Annotated in this window: 6 protein-coding genes and 1 pseudogene; all 7 read left to right on the top strand. The window is 50.0% G+C overall.

Translation table 11 applies throughout. The features are described from left to right. Nucleotides 1-9 precede the first annotated feature (9 nt). Complete coding sequence (topB, locus tag DWW90_RS02110) at nucleotides 10-2,097, top strand: type IA DNA topoisomerase (RefSeq protein WP_004291456.1); 2,088 nt, start codon at nucleotides 10-12, stop codon at nucleotides 2,095-2,097. Between the two features lie 162 nt (nucleotides 2,098-2,259). After that, nucleotides 2,260-2,712 carry a DUF1896 domain-containing protein gene (locus tag DWW90_RS02115; protein ID WP_004304266.1) on the top strand — a complete coding sequence of 151 codons (453 nt, stop codon included), beginning with the start codon at nucleotides 2,260-2,262 and terminating at the stop codon, nucleotides 2,710-2,712. After that, a complete protein-coding gene (locus tag DWW90_RS02120; protein ID WP_122343813.1) occupies nucleotides 2,702-8,518 on the top strand; it encodes an N-6 DNA methylase in 5,817 nt (1,938 codons plus the stop codon). Before DWW90_RS02115 ends, DWW90_RS02120 begins: the two co-directional genes overlap by 11 nt. A 657-nt stretch (nucleotides 8,519-9,175) precedes the next feature. Then, entirely contained in the window at nucleotides 9,176-11,101 is a 1,926-nt protein-coding gene (tet(Q), locus tag DWW90_RS02125) for a tetracycline resistance ribosomal protection protein Tet(Q) (RefSeq protein WP_004291466.1), read from the top strand. Then, the gene (locus tag DWW90_RS02130; protein ID WP_004291467.1) at nucleotides 11,101-13,419 is read left to right on the top strand and encodes an ATP-binding protein; all 2,319 of its coding nucleotides are present in this window, start codon (nucleotides 11,101-11,103) and stop codon (nucleotides 13,417-13,419) included. Before tet(Q) ends, DWW90_RS02130 begins: the two co-directional genes overlap by 1 nt. Continuing rightward, a complete protein-coding gene (locus tag DWW90_RS02135; RefSeq protein ID WP_004291471.1) occupies nucleotides 13,412-14,734 on the top strand; it encodes a sigma-54 dependent transcriptional regulator in 1,323 nt (440 codons plus the stop codon). The genes DWW90_RS02130 and DWW90_RS02135 overlap by 8 nt, the downstream gene beginning before the upstream one ends. Before the next feature lie 279 nt (nucleotides 14,735-15,013). Beyond that, a pseudogene (locus DWW90_RS20605) lies at nucleotides 15,014-15,232 on the top strand (deaminase); the annotation flags it as partial. Nucleotides 15,233-15,449: the final 217 nt, after the last annotated feature.

Consider the following 15,449-nt stretch of genomic DNA (forward strand, 5'->3'; position numbering starts at 1 on the left):
GAAGAAGACATGAAGACAATCATTGCAGAAAAGCCCTCCGTGGCACGTGAAATCGCCCGCATCGTGGGCGCGACAAAGAGAGAGGAAGGATATTTCGAGGGAGGCGGTTATGCCGTGACATGGGCATTCGGACACCTCGTTCAGCTTGCCATGCCCGACGGCTACGGCGTGCGCGGATTTGTCCGTGACAACCTCCCGATTATTCCCGACACATTCACGCTCGTCCCCCGTCAGGTCAGGACGGAGAAAGGTTACAAGCCCGACAGCGGCGTGGTGTCGCAGATAAAAGTCATCAAAAGACTGTTCGACACAAGCGAACATATCATCGTGGCGACCGATGCCGGACGCGAGGGAGAGCTTATCTTCCGCTACCTCTACCACTATACGGGTTGCACCACTCCTTTCGTGCGCCTGTGGATCAGCTCTCTCACCGACAAAGCTATCCGCGAGGGACTGCGGAAACTCGAAGACGGCAGCAAATACGACAACCTCTACCTCGCCGCCAAAGCGCGGAGCGAATCCGACTGGCTCGTGGGCATCAACGGCACACAGGCGTTATCCATCGCCGCCGGACACGGCACGTATTCCGTGGGGCGGGTGCAGACACCAACGTTGGCTATGGTATGTGAACGCTACTGGGAGAACCGCCGCTTTACGTCCGAAGCATTCTGGCAGCTCCATATCGCAACGGACGGTTGCGACGGCGAAGTCGTGAAATTCTCATCCTCCGAGAAATGGAAAGAGAAAGAACCGGCGATGGAACTATATAATAAGGTAAAGGCGGCAGGTTGCGCCACTGTCACGAAAGCCGAGCGCAAGGAGAAGACGGAGGAAACTCCCTTGCTCTACGACCTGACCACGCTCCAGAAAGAAGCCAACGCCAAGCACGGCTTCACGGCGGAACAGACGCTTGAAATCGCGCAGAAACTCTACGAAAAGAAGTTGATAACCTATCCGAGAACGGGAAGCCGCTACATCCCCGAAGACGTGTTTGCCGAAATTCCCAAACTGCTCGCTTTCATCGGCACACAGCCCGAATGGAAAGACAAGGTGCGGGCAAAAGCCGCCCCGACACGCCGCAGCGTGGACGACGGCAAGGTGACAGACCACCATGCCCTGCTCGTCACGGGTGAGAAACCGCTCTTCCTCTCCAAAGAGGACAATACCATCTATCAGATGATTGCCGGGCGCATGGTCGAGGCATTCTCTGAGAAATGCGTCAAGGATGTGACCACTGTCACGGCGGAATGTGCCGGAGTGGAGTTTACCGTAAAAGGCAGCGTCGTGAAGCAAACCGGATGGCGTGCCGTCTATGGCGAGGAAAAAGAGGAAATTACCATCCCCGGCTGGCAGGAAGGCGACACGCTGACACCGAAAGGCTCGTCCATTACCGAAGGAAAGACCAAACCCAAGCCGCTGCATACCGAAGCCACCCTGCTCTCGGCAATGGAAACGGCGGGCAAGGAAATTGAGGACGACGCACTGCGGCAGGCGATGAAGGACTGTGGCATCGGTACTCCCGCCACACGCGCCTCCATCATCGAAACGCTTTTCAAGCGCGGTTACATGGAACGCTGCAAGAAGTCGCTTGTTCCCACCGAAAAAGGACTTGCCCTCAATTCCGTCGTCAAGACGATGCGCATCGCCGATGTTGCCATGACGGGCGAATGGGAAAAGGAGCTGGCGCGTATCGAGCGCGGGGAACTGTCCGACGACACCTTCCGCAAGGAGATAGAGGCGTACACACGTGAGATAACCTCCGAACTGATCTCGTGCGACAAGCTCTTCGGCAGCCGTGACTCCGGCTGCGCGTGTCCCAAGTGTGGCACGGGCAGGATGCGGTTCTACGGCAAGGTGGTACGCTGCGACAACACGGAGTGCGGACTGCCCGTGTTCCGGCTGAAAGCGGGACGCACCCTGTCCGACGATGAAATCAAAGACCTGCTCACCGAAGGGCATACCAAGCTGCTCAAAGGGTTCAAGAGCAAACAGGGCAAGAGTTTCGATGCTGTTGTCGCCTTTGACGGGGAATATAACACGACTTTTGTGTTCCCGGAGGCTAAAAAGGACAAGAAATTTTCAGGACGGAAGAAATAGTATTAACTTTGCCACTTGTTCAGAGTAATGAATTGTTCTTCGATACCGGATTACACTCATACTTTGGATTTAGTGGTGGCACTCGGAGGGATACCGAGTGCCTTTTTCTTCCTTTTTCCAACCGATTATCCCGTTAATTATCAATCCGCTAAATCCAAAGTAATGAACAACAAGAAGAAAAACGAGGGTCAGACCGACTTTTCCTATTACGGTCTGTACCTGCTGGACTATCTCCGCACGAACAAGTTTGAACAGGCTGACGACACCGCTTTCATACGGGAACGGGCCGACCGTGCCGCCGAAACGTATGAGAGGGCACGGCTTGAAGGCTATCCCGCCGATGGTGCGCAGGAACTGGCGATGGACACGCTGCTGCGCGGGCTGCATTATTCCCGTTACGCCATCCTCCGCGAAGTCGTGGAAAACGAGTTTGCCGATGAAGTGCCGGAAGAGAAGCGTGAAGCCTTTGTCCTGAAACTGCTGCCGCTTGTCGGCAACGTGTTCTCCGTCTATGACCTCTCGGATGACAATTTCGCCCTGTCTTCCGATTACGACCTGCTCTACACGGAGCTGACGGGAGCAACCGTCCTTTACTTAGACGAATATGGCGTTTAACCGCAAACAGAAACTGCGGGACAACATCGAGGCGATACGGACGGCATTCATCCTTGACAGGGAAAATAGGACAGCGACAACCGAAGAGCGTGCCATACTTCAAAGGTACTGCGGTTTCGGCGGTCTGAAATGTATCCTCAACCCTGCAAAGGAACTGACGGATGCCGTCCGGTGGGCGAAATCCGACCTCGAACTGTTCGCCCCGACGGTGGAGCTGCACAGGCTTATCCGTGAGAACAGCAAGGACGAAACAGAGTACAAGCGGTTTGTGGATTCGCTGAAAGCGTCCGTGCTGACCGCTTTCTACACCCCCAAAGAGATAACCGACACCATCGCGGACGTGCTGGCAGATTACAGCGTCCGCCCCGCCCGTATGCTCGAACCGTCGGCAGGTGTCGGCGTGTTCGTGGATTCCATGCTGCGGCACAGCCCCAATGCGGATGTGATGGCTTTCGAGAAGGATCTGCTCACGGGTACAATCTTGAGGCATCTCTATCCCGACCAGAAAATGCGCACCTGCGGTTTTGAGAAAATCGAAAGACCGTTCAACAATTATTTCGACTTGGCGGTGTCCAACATTCCGTTCGGTGACATTGCCGTGTTCGACGCGGAGTTTCAGCGGAGCGACTCTTTCGGCAGACGCTCCGCCCAGAAAACCATCCACAACTATTTCTTTCTCAAAGGACTGGATGCCGTGCGTGACGGCGGTATCGTGGCGTTCATCACCTCGCAAGGGGTATTGAATAGCACCAAGACCTCCGTGCGTAACGAGCTGTTCAGTCAGGCCAATCTGGTATCCGCGATACGCCTGCCCAACAACCTGTTCACGGACAACGCGGGCACGGAGGTGGGCAGTGACCTGATTGTCCTGCAAAAGAACCTCAGCAAGAAGGAAATGTCGCAGGACGAGCGGCTGATGACCGTGATACAGACGGACACGAAAACCGCCCTGACCGACAACGCCTATTTCATCCACCACCCGGAACGCATCGTGCATACGATGGCGAAACTTGACACAGACCCCTACGGGAAGCCCGCTATGGTTTATCTGCACGAGGGCAAGGCAGCAGGCATCGCCGGGGATTTGCGCCGTATGCTCGACGAGGATTTCCATTACAGGCTTGCCATGCGCTTGTATTCGGGTTCAATCCGGCAGGCAGGAACGGAAGAAAAAGTTGCCGTTCAAAATAAAGTAGAGCGTCCTGCCATAAAATTGGAAACAGTATCCTCGGCGCAGACGGTGGAAACTCCGACAGAAAAGCCGCAACCCGCAGATGAAAAGCCGGAGATAGAACCGCGCCCGCAATATTCCGCAGGCGTGCAGCTCACCCTGCTTGACCTCTGGGGGATGACGGAAGAGGTCAGCCAACCGAAAACCTCCAAAAAGAAAAAGACGGTGAAAAAGGCAGTTACGGCAAAGTCCACTCCGCCCAAACCGAAAGTCACGGTTACACCGACAGCTCCAACTGCAAAACCCGCAATGGAGAATAAGGAGGTGAAAGCGGAGAACACCGCCAAGCCTGCCGACCCGGACGACATCTATGCCACACTGGACTGGGATACCAATCCTCCCATCAACGGTTTCTATGAAATGATGATGGGTTTGACGCCGGAGCGTAGGAAAGAACTTCGGGAACTGGCAAGGCAGCATAACGAGAAACAAGTGGCGGAAAAGACGGAAGTGAAAGCCGTGCCGGAAACTTCCCGTGAGCAGCCACGACAGGAGGAAACACAGCCGGAGGCAGTCGCCGCACCTGCCGTTACAGATACCCCATCGGAAGCGGTGGGGACTTTCCTTTTCCCCGACATCGAAGCGGAAAAGCCGAAGGAGGAAGTCGTGGACCTTTCTCCGCGTGCCTACCACCGCACGCCGGAGATGCACCTGCGCGAAGGGTCGCTGGTGGCTGACCGGGGGCGTCATAACATCGGCTACCTGAAAGACATCACGCCATACGGGGCGACATTCCAGCCGCTCGACCTGAAAGGATACCAGAAGGAAAAGGCGTTGTTGTATGTGTCGCTGCGTGACGCCTACGAGCGTCTGTACCGTTATGAATCGCTCCGGCGCGAGGCAAATGTTCCGTGGCGAGAGCATCTGAATACCTGTTACGATGAGTTTGTCATGCGCTACGGCAACCTCAACGCCAAGCAGAACGTGAAGTTAGTGATGATGGATGCGGGCGGGCGCGACATCCTTTCGCTGGAACGGATGGAAAACGGAAAGTTCGTCAAGGCGGACATCTTCGAGCATCCTGTTTCCTTCGCGGTGGAGAGCCATGCCAACGTAGGCTCTCCCGAAGAAGCCCTGTCTGCGTCGCTCAACAAATATGGTACGGTCAATCTCGACTATATGCGGGAGATAACCGACAGCACGGCGGAGGATTTGCTCACTGCCCTGCAAGGGCGCATCTACTACAATCCGCTCGTGACCGGTTACGAAATCAAAGACCGTTTCATCGCCGGAAATGTCATAGAGAAAGCGGAACGCATAGAGGCATGGATGGGTGACAATCCCGAAAATGAGCGTATGCCGGAGGTGAAGCAGGCGTTGGAGGCTCTGAAAGATGCCGAGCCGCAGCGCATCGCCTTCGAGGATCTGGACTTCAATTTCGGGGAACGCTGGATTCCGACGGGTGTCTATGCCGCCTACATGAGCCGGCTGTTCGACACGGAGGTGAAAATCGCCTATTCCGCAAGCATGGACGAGTTTTCGGTGGTGTGCGGCTACCGCACCATGAAAATCACGGACGAGTTTCTGGTGAAGGGGTATTACCGGAACTATGACGGTATGCACCTCCTAAAACACGCCCTGCACAACACCTGCCCTGACATGATGAAGTCCATCGGCAAGGACGAGCATGGCAACGACATCAAGATGCGCGACAGCGAGGGAATACAACTCGCCAACGCCAAGATTGACGAGATACGAAACGGCTTCTCCGAATGGCTCGAAGAGCAGTCGCCGCAGTTCAAGGAGCGGCTTGTGACGATGTATAACCGCAAGTTCAACTGTTTCGTGCGCCCGCGCTACGACGGCTCCCATCAGACCTTTCCCGACCTCAACCTGAAAGGGCTGGCAAGCCGGGGTATCAAGAGCGTCTATCCCTCACAGATGGATTGCGTCTGGATGTTGAAACAGAACGGCGGCGGAATTTGCGACCACGAGGTGGGAACCGGTAAGACGCTGATAATGTGCATCGCCGCGCATGAGATGAAGCGTCTGAATTTGGCACACAAGCCGATGATTATCGGGCTGAAAGCCAACGTTGCGGAGATTGCAGCCACCTATCAGGCGGCATATCCCAACGCACGTATTCTGTACGCTTCGGAGAAGGACTTTTCGACCGCCAACCGTGTGCGCTTCTTCAATAATATAAAGAACAACGACTACGATTGCGTCATCATGTCGCACGACCAGTTCGGCAAGATACCGCAGTCGCCGGAATTGCAGCAGCGCATCCTGCAAGCAGAGCTTGACACGGTGGAGGAAAACCTCGAAGTGCTACGGCAGCAGGGAAAGAACGTGTCGCGGGCGATGCTGAAAGGATTGGAGAAGCGCAAGCACAACCTTGAAGCGAAGCTGGAGAAGGTGGAACACGCCATAAAGTCACGCACGGACGACGTGGTGGATTTCAAGCAGATGGGCATCGACCACATCTTCATAGATGAGAGCCACCAGTTCAAGAATCTGACTTTCAACACGCGCCACGACCGTGTGGCGGGATTGGGAAACAGCGAGGGAAGCCAGAAGGCACTTAACATGCTCTTTGCCATACGCACCATACAGGAGCGCACAGGAAAAGACTTGGGTGCGACCTTCCTCTCCGGCACGACTATCAGCAACTCACTGACTGAATTGTACCTGCTGTTCAAGTACCTGCGCCCGAAGGAGCTGGAACGGCAGGACATAAGGTGTTTCGACGCTTGGGCGGCGATATTTGCCAAGAAGACGACGGATTTTGAATTTAACGTGACGAACAATGTGGTCCAGAAGGAGCGTTTCCGCTACTTCATCAAAGTGCCGGAGCTTGCCGCCTTCTATAATGAAATCACGGACTACCGCACGGCGGAGGATGTGGGCGTTGACCGTCCTGCCAAGAACGAGATACTGCACCATATACCGCCCACGCCGGAACAGGAGGACTTCATACAGAAACTGATGCAGTTCGCCAAGACGGGCGATGCCACCTTGTTGGGCAGGCTGCCGCTTTCGGAAACGGAAGAAAAGGCGAAGATGCTCATCGCCACGGACTATGCCCGGAAAATGGCACTCGACATGCGCATGATAGACCCGAATTACGAAGATCATCCCGACAACAAAGCGAGTCACTGTGCCAAGATGATCGCGGAGTATTATCAAAAATACGACGCCCAGAAAGGCACGCAGTTCGTTTTCTCTGATTTGGGGACATACCAGCCGGGCGACGGGTGGAACGTCTATTCGGAAATCAAGCGCAAACTGACGGAGGACTACGGTATACCGCCAAGCGAGGTGCGCTTCATTCAGGAGTGCAAGACCGACAAGGCGCGGAAGGCGGTGATAGACGCCATGAACGCCGGGACGGTGCGTGTGCTGTTCGGCTCTACCTCTATGCTCGGAACGGGTGTGAACGCCCAGAAACGGTGTGTGGCTATCCATCATCTCGATACGCCGTGGCGACCGTCCGACTTGCAACAGCGTGACGGACGCGGAGTTAGGGCAGGTAATGAGATTGCCAAACATTTCGCCGGGAACAACGTGGATGTAATCATCTACGCGGTGGAGAAGTCACTGGACAGCTACAAGTTCAACCTCCTGCACTGCAAGCAGACTTTCATAAGCCAGCTCAAAAGCGGTGCGATGGGTGCGCGTACCATCGACGAGGGGGCAATGGACGAAAAATCGGGCATGAATTTCTCGGAATACATGGCGTTGCTCTCCGGCAATACCGACCTGTTGGACAAGGCGAAACTGGAAAAGCGGATCGCATCGCTCGAAGGGGAACGCAAGTCGTTCAACAAGGGCAAGCGTGATTCGGAGTTCAAGCTGGAGTCAAAGACCGGCGAGTTGCGCAACAACACGGCTTTCATAGATGCCATGACGGAGGACTGGAACCGCTTCCTGTCGGTGGTGCAGACCGACAAGGAGGGCAACCGCCTTAATATAATAAAGGTGGACGGAGTGGATTCCGCCGATGAGAAGGTCATCGGAAAGCGTTTGCAGGAGATAGCCAAGAATGCCACGACCGGAGGGTTGTACACGCAGGTCGGTGAACTTTACGGTTTTCCGATAAAGGTGGTGAGCGAAAGGATACTCAAAGAGGGATTGGAGTTCACCGACAACCGCTTCGTGGTCGAGGGGAACTACAAGTACACCTACAACAACGGGCATCTGGCGATGGCTAACCCGTTGGCCGCCGCCCGCAACTTCCTCAACGCGATGGAGAGGATACCCTCCATCATCGACCAGTACAAGGCGAAGAACGAGGTGCTGGAGATGGAGATACCGCAGTTACAGGAGATAGCGGGTAAGGTGTGGAAGAAGGAGGACGAGCTGAAGCAGTTGAAGTCCGAACTTGCCGCCCTTGACCGAAAAATTCAGCTGGAGCTTGCGCCACCCACGCCCGAAGTCGCAGAAAAGGAGAATGAAGGGCAACAGCTCAAGCCGGAAGCGGAAGATGTGAGGAACAGGCAGGCGCAATATCCCGAAAATGCACCGCCGCAGATACGCAGTCCGGCGGATAGTATCGTTGCCAACCATGTCATAATCGGGCGTCCGGGACTGTATGCCAAGGAGGAAACCCGGTCCAAAGGATTGAAAATATAACCTAAGGAATTTTATCTGAAGTATTAATAAGGGCTATCCCAAAAGGTCTAAAAGTAAATTTTATCCTTTCTGCAAGTATCTATAGGATGGCAACTGCATTTTTTTCTTTTTGGGCAGCCCTTATTAAAATTTATTCTTATTTTAGGTTATATACATTCATGTCCATTTATGTAAAAAATTCCTGCTGACCTTGTTTATGTCTTGTCAGTCACCATTTGCAAAACCATATTTGACCCTCAAAGAGGCTGAATTTGATAAGTAACTTGCTACATACTCATAATAAGGAGCTAAATAGAACACGAATGGGAAATACACAAATGCTAAACTAAAGAAGATATTGGCCAAAATAAACGCTATACCGAGAGAGAAACTTGATTTTTCAACTTCCTAAAACGGTGTTGTTCAAACATTTCTACTTATTTGTACTTGCCAGTTGAACCTACGCTTCCCTAATAAAATGTCTATGGTAAAAAGTTAAAAAATCCTCCCACTTTTGTTAGATATATTTTTTTGTGTAATTTTGTAATCGTTATGCGGCAGTAATAATATACATATTAATACGAGTTAGTAATCCTGTAGTTCTCATATGCTACGAGGAGGTATTAAAAGGTGCGTTTCGACAATGCATCTACTGTAGTATATTATTGCTTAATCCAAATGAATATTATAAATTTAGGAATTCTTGCTCACATTGATGCAGGAAAAACTTCCGTAACCGAGAATCTGCTGTTTGCCAGTGGAGCAACGGAAAAGTGCGGCCGTGTGGATAATGGTGACACCATAACGGACTCTATGGATATAGAGAAACGTAGAGGAATTACTGTCCGGGCTTCTACGACATCTATTATCTGGAATGGAGTGAAATGCAATATCATTGACACTCCGGGACACATGGATTTTATTGCGGAAGTGGAGCGGACATTCAAAATGCTTGATGGAGCAGTCCTCATCTTATCCGCAAAGGAAGGCATACAAGCGCAGACAAAGTTGCTGTTCAGTACTTTACAAAAGCTGCAAATCCCGACAATTATATTTATCAATAAGATTGACCGTGCCGGTGTGAATTTGGAGCGTTTGTATATGGATATAAAAACAAATCTGTCGCAAGATGTCCTGTTTATGCAAACTGTTGTCGATGGATCGGTTTATCCGGTTTGCTCCCAAACATATATAAAGGAAGAATACAAAGAATTTGTATGCAACCATGACGACGATATATTAGAACGATATTTGGCGGATAGCGAAATTTCACCGGCTGATTATTGGAATACGATAATCGCTCTTGTGGCAAAAGCCAAAGTCTATCCGGTGCTACATGGATCAGCAATGTTCAATATCGGTATCAATGAGTTGTTGGACGCCATTTCTTCTTTTATACTTCCTCCGGCATCAGTCTCAAACAGACTTTCAGCTTATCTCTATAAGATAGAGCATGACCCCAAAGGGCATAAAAGAAGTTTTCTTAAAATAATTGACGGAAGTCTGAGACTTCGAGACGTTGTAAGAATCAACGATTCGGAAAAATTCATCAAGATTAAAAATCTAAAGACTATTTATCAGGGCAGAGAGATAAATGTTGATGAAGTGGGTGCCAATGATATCGCGATTGTAGAAGATATAGAAGATTTTCGAATCGGAGATTATTTAGGTGCTAAACCTTGTTTGATTCAAGGATTATCTCATCAGCATCCCGCTCTCAAATCCTCCGTCCGGCCAAATAAGCCCGAAGAGAGAAGCAAGGTGATATCCGCTCTGAATACATTGTGGATTGAAGACCCGTCTTTGTCCTTTTCCATAAACTCATATAGTGATGAATTGGAAATCTCGTTATATGGTTTGACCCAAAAGGAAATCATACAGACATTGCTGGAAGAACGATTTTCCGTAAAGGTCCATTTTGATGAGATCAAGACTATCTACAAAGAACGACCTATAAAAAAGGTCAATAAGATTATTCAGATCGAAGTACCACCCAACCCTTACTGGGCCACAATAGGGCTGACTCTTGAACCCTTACCGTTAGGGGCAGGGTTGCAAATCGAAAGTGACATCTCCTATGGTTATCTGAACCATTCTTTTCAAAATGCCGTTTTTGAAGGGATTCGTATGTCTTGCCAATCTGGTTTACATGGATGGGAAGTGACAGATCTGAAAGTAACTTTTACTCAAGCCGAGTATTATAGCCCGGTAAGTACACCTGCTGATTTCAGACAGCTGACCCCTTATGTCTTCAGGCTGGCTTTGCAACAGTCAGGTGTGGACATTCTCGAACCGATGCTCTGTTTTGAGTTGCAGATACCCCAAGTAGCGAGTTCCAAAGCTATTACAGATTTGCAAAAACTGATGTCTGAGATTGAAGACATCAGTTGTAATAATGAGTGGTGTCATATTAAAGGGAAAGTTCCATTAAATACAAGTAAAGACTATGCCTCAGAAGTAAGTTCGTACACTAAGGGCTTAGGCATTTTTATGGTTAAGCCATGTGGGTATCAAATAACAAAAGACGGTTATTCTGATAATATCCGCATGAACGAAAAAGATAAACTTTTATTCATGTTCCAAAAATCAATGTCATTAAAATAATGGAGCGGTCAGGAAATTTCTATAAGGCAATACGGTTGGGATATATACTTATCTCCATTCTTATCGGATGTATGGCATATAATAGCCTCTATGAATGGCAGGAGATAGAAGCATTAGAACTTGGCAATAAAAAAATAGACGAGCTCCGAAAAGAAATAAACAATATCAATATTCAAATGATAAAATTTTCTCTATTGGGTGAAACAATACTGGAATGGAACGATAAAGATATCGAGCATTACCATGCACGGCGTATGGCAATGGACAGTATGCTCTGCCGTTTCAAGGCCACCTATCCAGCAGAGCGCATCGATAGTGTGCGCAGTCTTTTAGAGGATAAGGAACGACAGATGTTCCAGATAGTCCGGTTAATGGATGAACAACAATCTATTAACAAGAAGATAGCCAATCAAATTCCGGTTATTGTACAGAAAAGTGTGCAGGAACAGTCCAAAAAGCCAAAACGAAAAGGTTTCTTAGGCATATTCGGCAAAAAAAAGGAAGTAACTCCAGCAGTATCAACCACTATCCTTCATTCGGTCAATAGAAACGTAATCAGCGAACAGAAAGTGCAGGATCGCCAATTGTCGGAACAAGCCGACAGCCTTGCAGCTCGTAATGCAGAACTTAACAGACAACTGCAAGAATTGATTTGCCAAATAGAAGAAAAGGTACAAACCGAACTGCAAAGCCGGGAAAACGAAATAGTTGCCATGCGTGAAAAGTCATTTATGCAAGTAGGCGGTTTAATGGGATTCGTTCTTCTATTGTTGTTAATTTCCTACATCATCATACATCGTGATGCAAAAAGCATTAAACAATACAAGCACAAGACAACTGATTTGATAAGGCAACTGGAACAATCCGTACAACGGAACGAGGCACTGATAACGTCAAGGAAGAAGGCGGTACATACTATCACCCATGAACTGCGCACACCGCTGACAGCAATAACAGGCTATGCCGGACTGATACGGAAAGAACAGTGTGAGGATAAGTCCGGGCAGTATATCCAAAACATACTGCAATCCTCCGACCGTATGCGGGATATGCTTAACACTTTGCTTGACTTCTTCCGCCTGGACAACGGCAAGGAACAGCCCCGTCTGTCACCCTGCCGGATTTCAGCAATCACGCACACACTTGAAACGGAGTTCATGCCTGTTGCCGTGAACAAAGGGCTGTCCTTGTCCGTGAAGACTGGACACGATGCCATTGTATTGACCGACAAAGAGCGAATAATACAAATCGGGAATAACCTGCTGTCAAACGCTGTCAAGTTCACAGAAGAAGGCGGTGTTTCTTTGATTACTGAATATGATAATGGAGTTCTGACACTGGTCGTTGAAGATACAGGTACAGGCATGACAGAAGAGGAACAGAAACAAGCGTTCGGTGCGTTTGAACGTCTATCAAATGCCGCCGCAAAGGAGGGTTTCGGGCTTGGGCTTGCCATAATGCGTAATATTGTGTCGATGCTTGGCGGAACAATCCGTTTAGACAGCAAGAAAGGGAAAGGCAGTCGTTTCACAGTTGAAATTTCTATGCAGGAAGCTGAAGAACAGCTTGGATATACAAGCAATACACCTGTTTATCATAACAATAAATTCCATGATGTTGTCGCCATTGACAATGATGAGGTATTACTTCTGATGCTGAAAGAGATGTATTCCCAAGAAGGAATACACTGCGACACTTGCACCGATGCTGCGGCACTGATGGAAATGATACGCCAGAAAGAATACAGCCTGTTGCTGACAGACTTGAATATGCCCGATATAAACGGTTTCGAATTGCTGGAACTGTTGCGTTCGTCCAACGTGGGCAATTCACCAACAATCCCGGTGGTTGTGGCAACCGCTTCGGGCAGTTGTAACAAAGGGGAACTATTGGCAAAAGGCTTTGCCGGATGCCTGTTCAAACCGTTCTCCATATCGGAACTGATGGAGGTTTCCGACAGGTGTGCCATAAAAGCGACACCGGACGGGAAACCGGACTTTTCCGCCTTATTGTCCTATGGCAATGAAGCCGTCATGCTGGAAAAGTTGATAACTGAAACAGAAAAGGAAATGCAGGCGGTACGGGATGCAGCAAAAGAAAAAGACCTGCAAAAGCTGGATTCCCTGATCCACCACCTGCGCAGTTCGTGGGAGGTGCTCCGTGCCGACCAACCGCTGAATGTACTTTACGGATTGCTTCGTGGCGATGCTCTCCCGGATGGTGAAGCGTTAAGCCATGCCGTGACTGCCGTGCTGGATAAGGGAGTGGAAATAATACGGTTGGCAGAAGAGGAAAGGAGAAAATACGAAGATGAATAAGACAAAAATAATTGTGGTGGAAGACAACATCGTGTATTGCGAATATGTCTGCAATATGCTGTCACGGGAGGGCTACCGCAATATGAAGGCTTACCACCTCTCAACCGCGAAGAAACATCTGCAACAGGCAACAGATAATGATATCGTGGTTGCCGACCTGCGTCTGCCTGACGGCAGTGGCATAGACCTTTTGTGCTGGATGCGAAAGGAGGGAAAGATGCAGCCCTTCATCATTATGACCGACTACGCCGAAGTTAATACCGCCGTGGAAAGCATGAAACTCGGCTCGATAGACTATATTCCCAAACAGCTTGTGGAGGATAAACTTGTCCCCCTGATCCGTTCCATACTGAAAGAACGTCAGGCAGGACAACGCCGTATGCCTATATTCGCCCGTGAAGGTTCCGCCTTTCAGAAAATCATGCACCGCATAAGGCTGGTAGCCGCCACCGATATGAGCGTGATGATATTTGGTGAGAACGGCACGGGCAAGGAGCATATTGCCCACCTGTTGCATGACAAGAGCAAACGTGCAGGCAAGCCATTTGTGGCGGTGGACTGCGGTTCACTCTCCAAAGAGCTTGCACCGTCGGCTTTCTTCGGACACGTCAAAGGTGCATTTACAGGTGCGGACAATGCCAAGAAAGGATATTTCCATGAGGCGGAAGGCGGCACGTTGTTTCTGGACGAGGTAGGAAACCTCGCGTTGGAAACCCAACAGATGTTGCTCCGTGCCATACAGGAGAGGCGGTATCGCCCGGTCGGAGACAAGGCAGACCGGAATTTCAATGTCCGCATCATCGCTGCTACCAATGAAGATTTGGAGGTATCGGTGAATGAAAAGCGTTTTCGGCAGGATCTTCTGTACCGCCTGCACGACTTCGGGATAACCGTTCCTCCGTTGCGTGACTGTCAAGAAGACATTATGCCGCTGGCAGAGTTCTTCCGTGATATGGCAAACAGAGAGCTGGAGTGTAGCGTGAGCGGGTTCAGTTCCGAAGCACGTAAAGCGTTGCTGACACACGCATGGCCGGGCAACGTGCGGGAACTTCGGCAGAAAGTTATGGGTGCTGTATTGCAGGCGCAGGAAGGTGTTGTCATGAAAGAGCATCTGGAACTTGCCGTGACGAAACCGACCTCTACTGTCAGCTTCGCCTTGCGCAATGACGCGGAGGATAAGGAGCGGATATTGCGTGCGTTGAAACAGGCAAACGGCAACCGGAGTGTCGCCGCAGAACTGCTCGGCATAGGCAGGACAACACTATACAGCAAACTTGAAGAGTATGGACTTAAATATAAATTCAAGCAATCATAGCCCGTAATTCACTGAATTTGGCTATCTTTGCATAACATTTGAGAAAAACGGCGATTGGCAGGAGCTTTTCGCCGCCAACATATAGGATAAGACCGCAAGGCGTTTCAAGCGAAAATCTGGTAAATTGGAACTACGGAGACGATTGCGTGATGCTTATGCTATGCTTACGCATAGCGTGCATTCACGTACTCTCCGTAAAGGCTTTACCAGAGCCATCGCTTGAAGGTAGTGTGAATTGCACGCTACTTTTTTACCCTTGCCTAACGAAAGGAAACGATTATGGGTAAAGTTCAGATTCTCGCCGTACTGACGATGGACGGATGTCTTTCTTCAGAGTTATATGATAAAGCACATCAGGATTTGTGCCTTGACCGTTGCGGTCTTGATGAAATCAGGAAGAAAGCCTTTTACCGTGTGACACCGGACTATTCCATTTCAATGCTGCACGAATGGAGAAAAGACTGCACAAACATCCGTTACCTCGCGGAAGCCACCCCTCTTGTCGAATGCGTGGACAACTTTGCCAACAACCGCCGCCTGACCAACCTGTTCGAGACGAACTGCCTGAACGGCAAACTGATCGTATGCAGTATGGACCTGCTCCACGAACAGGCTGAGAATCCGGAGAAGAAGCAATTGTTGTACAGCCTCATGGAATATATGAAATCCGGTGCATTCAACCCGTCCCAACAGACATCTCCCGCTATCATCCGGC

The sequence above is a fragment of the Parabacteroides sp. AF17-28 genome, from assembly GCF_003479205.1.
GTDB lineage: Bacteria > Bacteroidota > Bacteroidia > Bacteroidales > Tannerellaceae > Parabacteroides > Parabacteroides acidifaciens.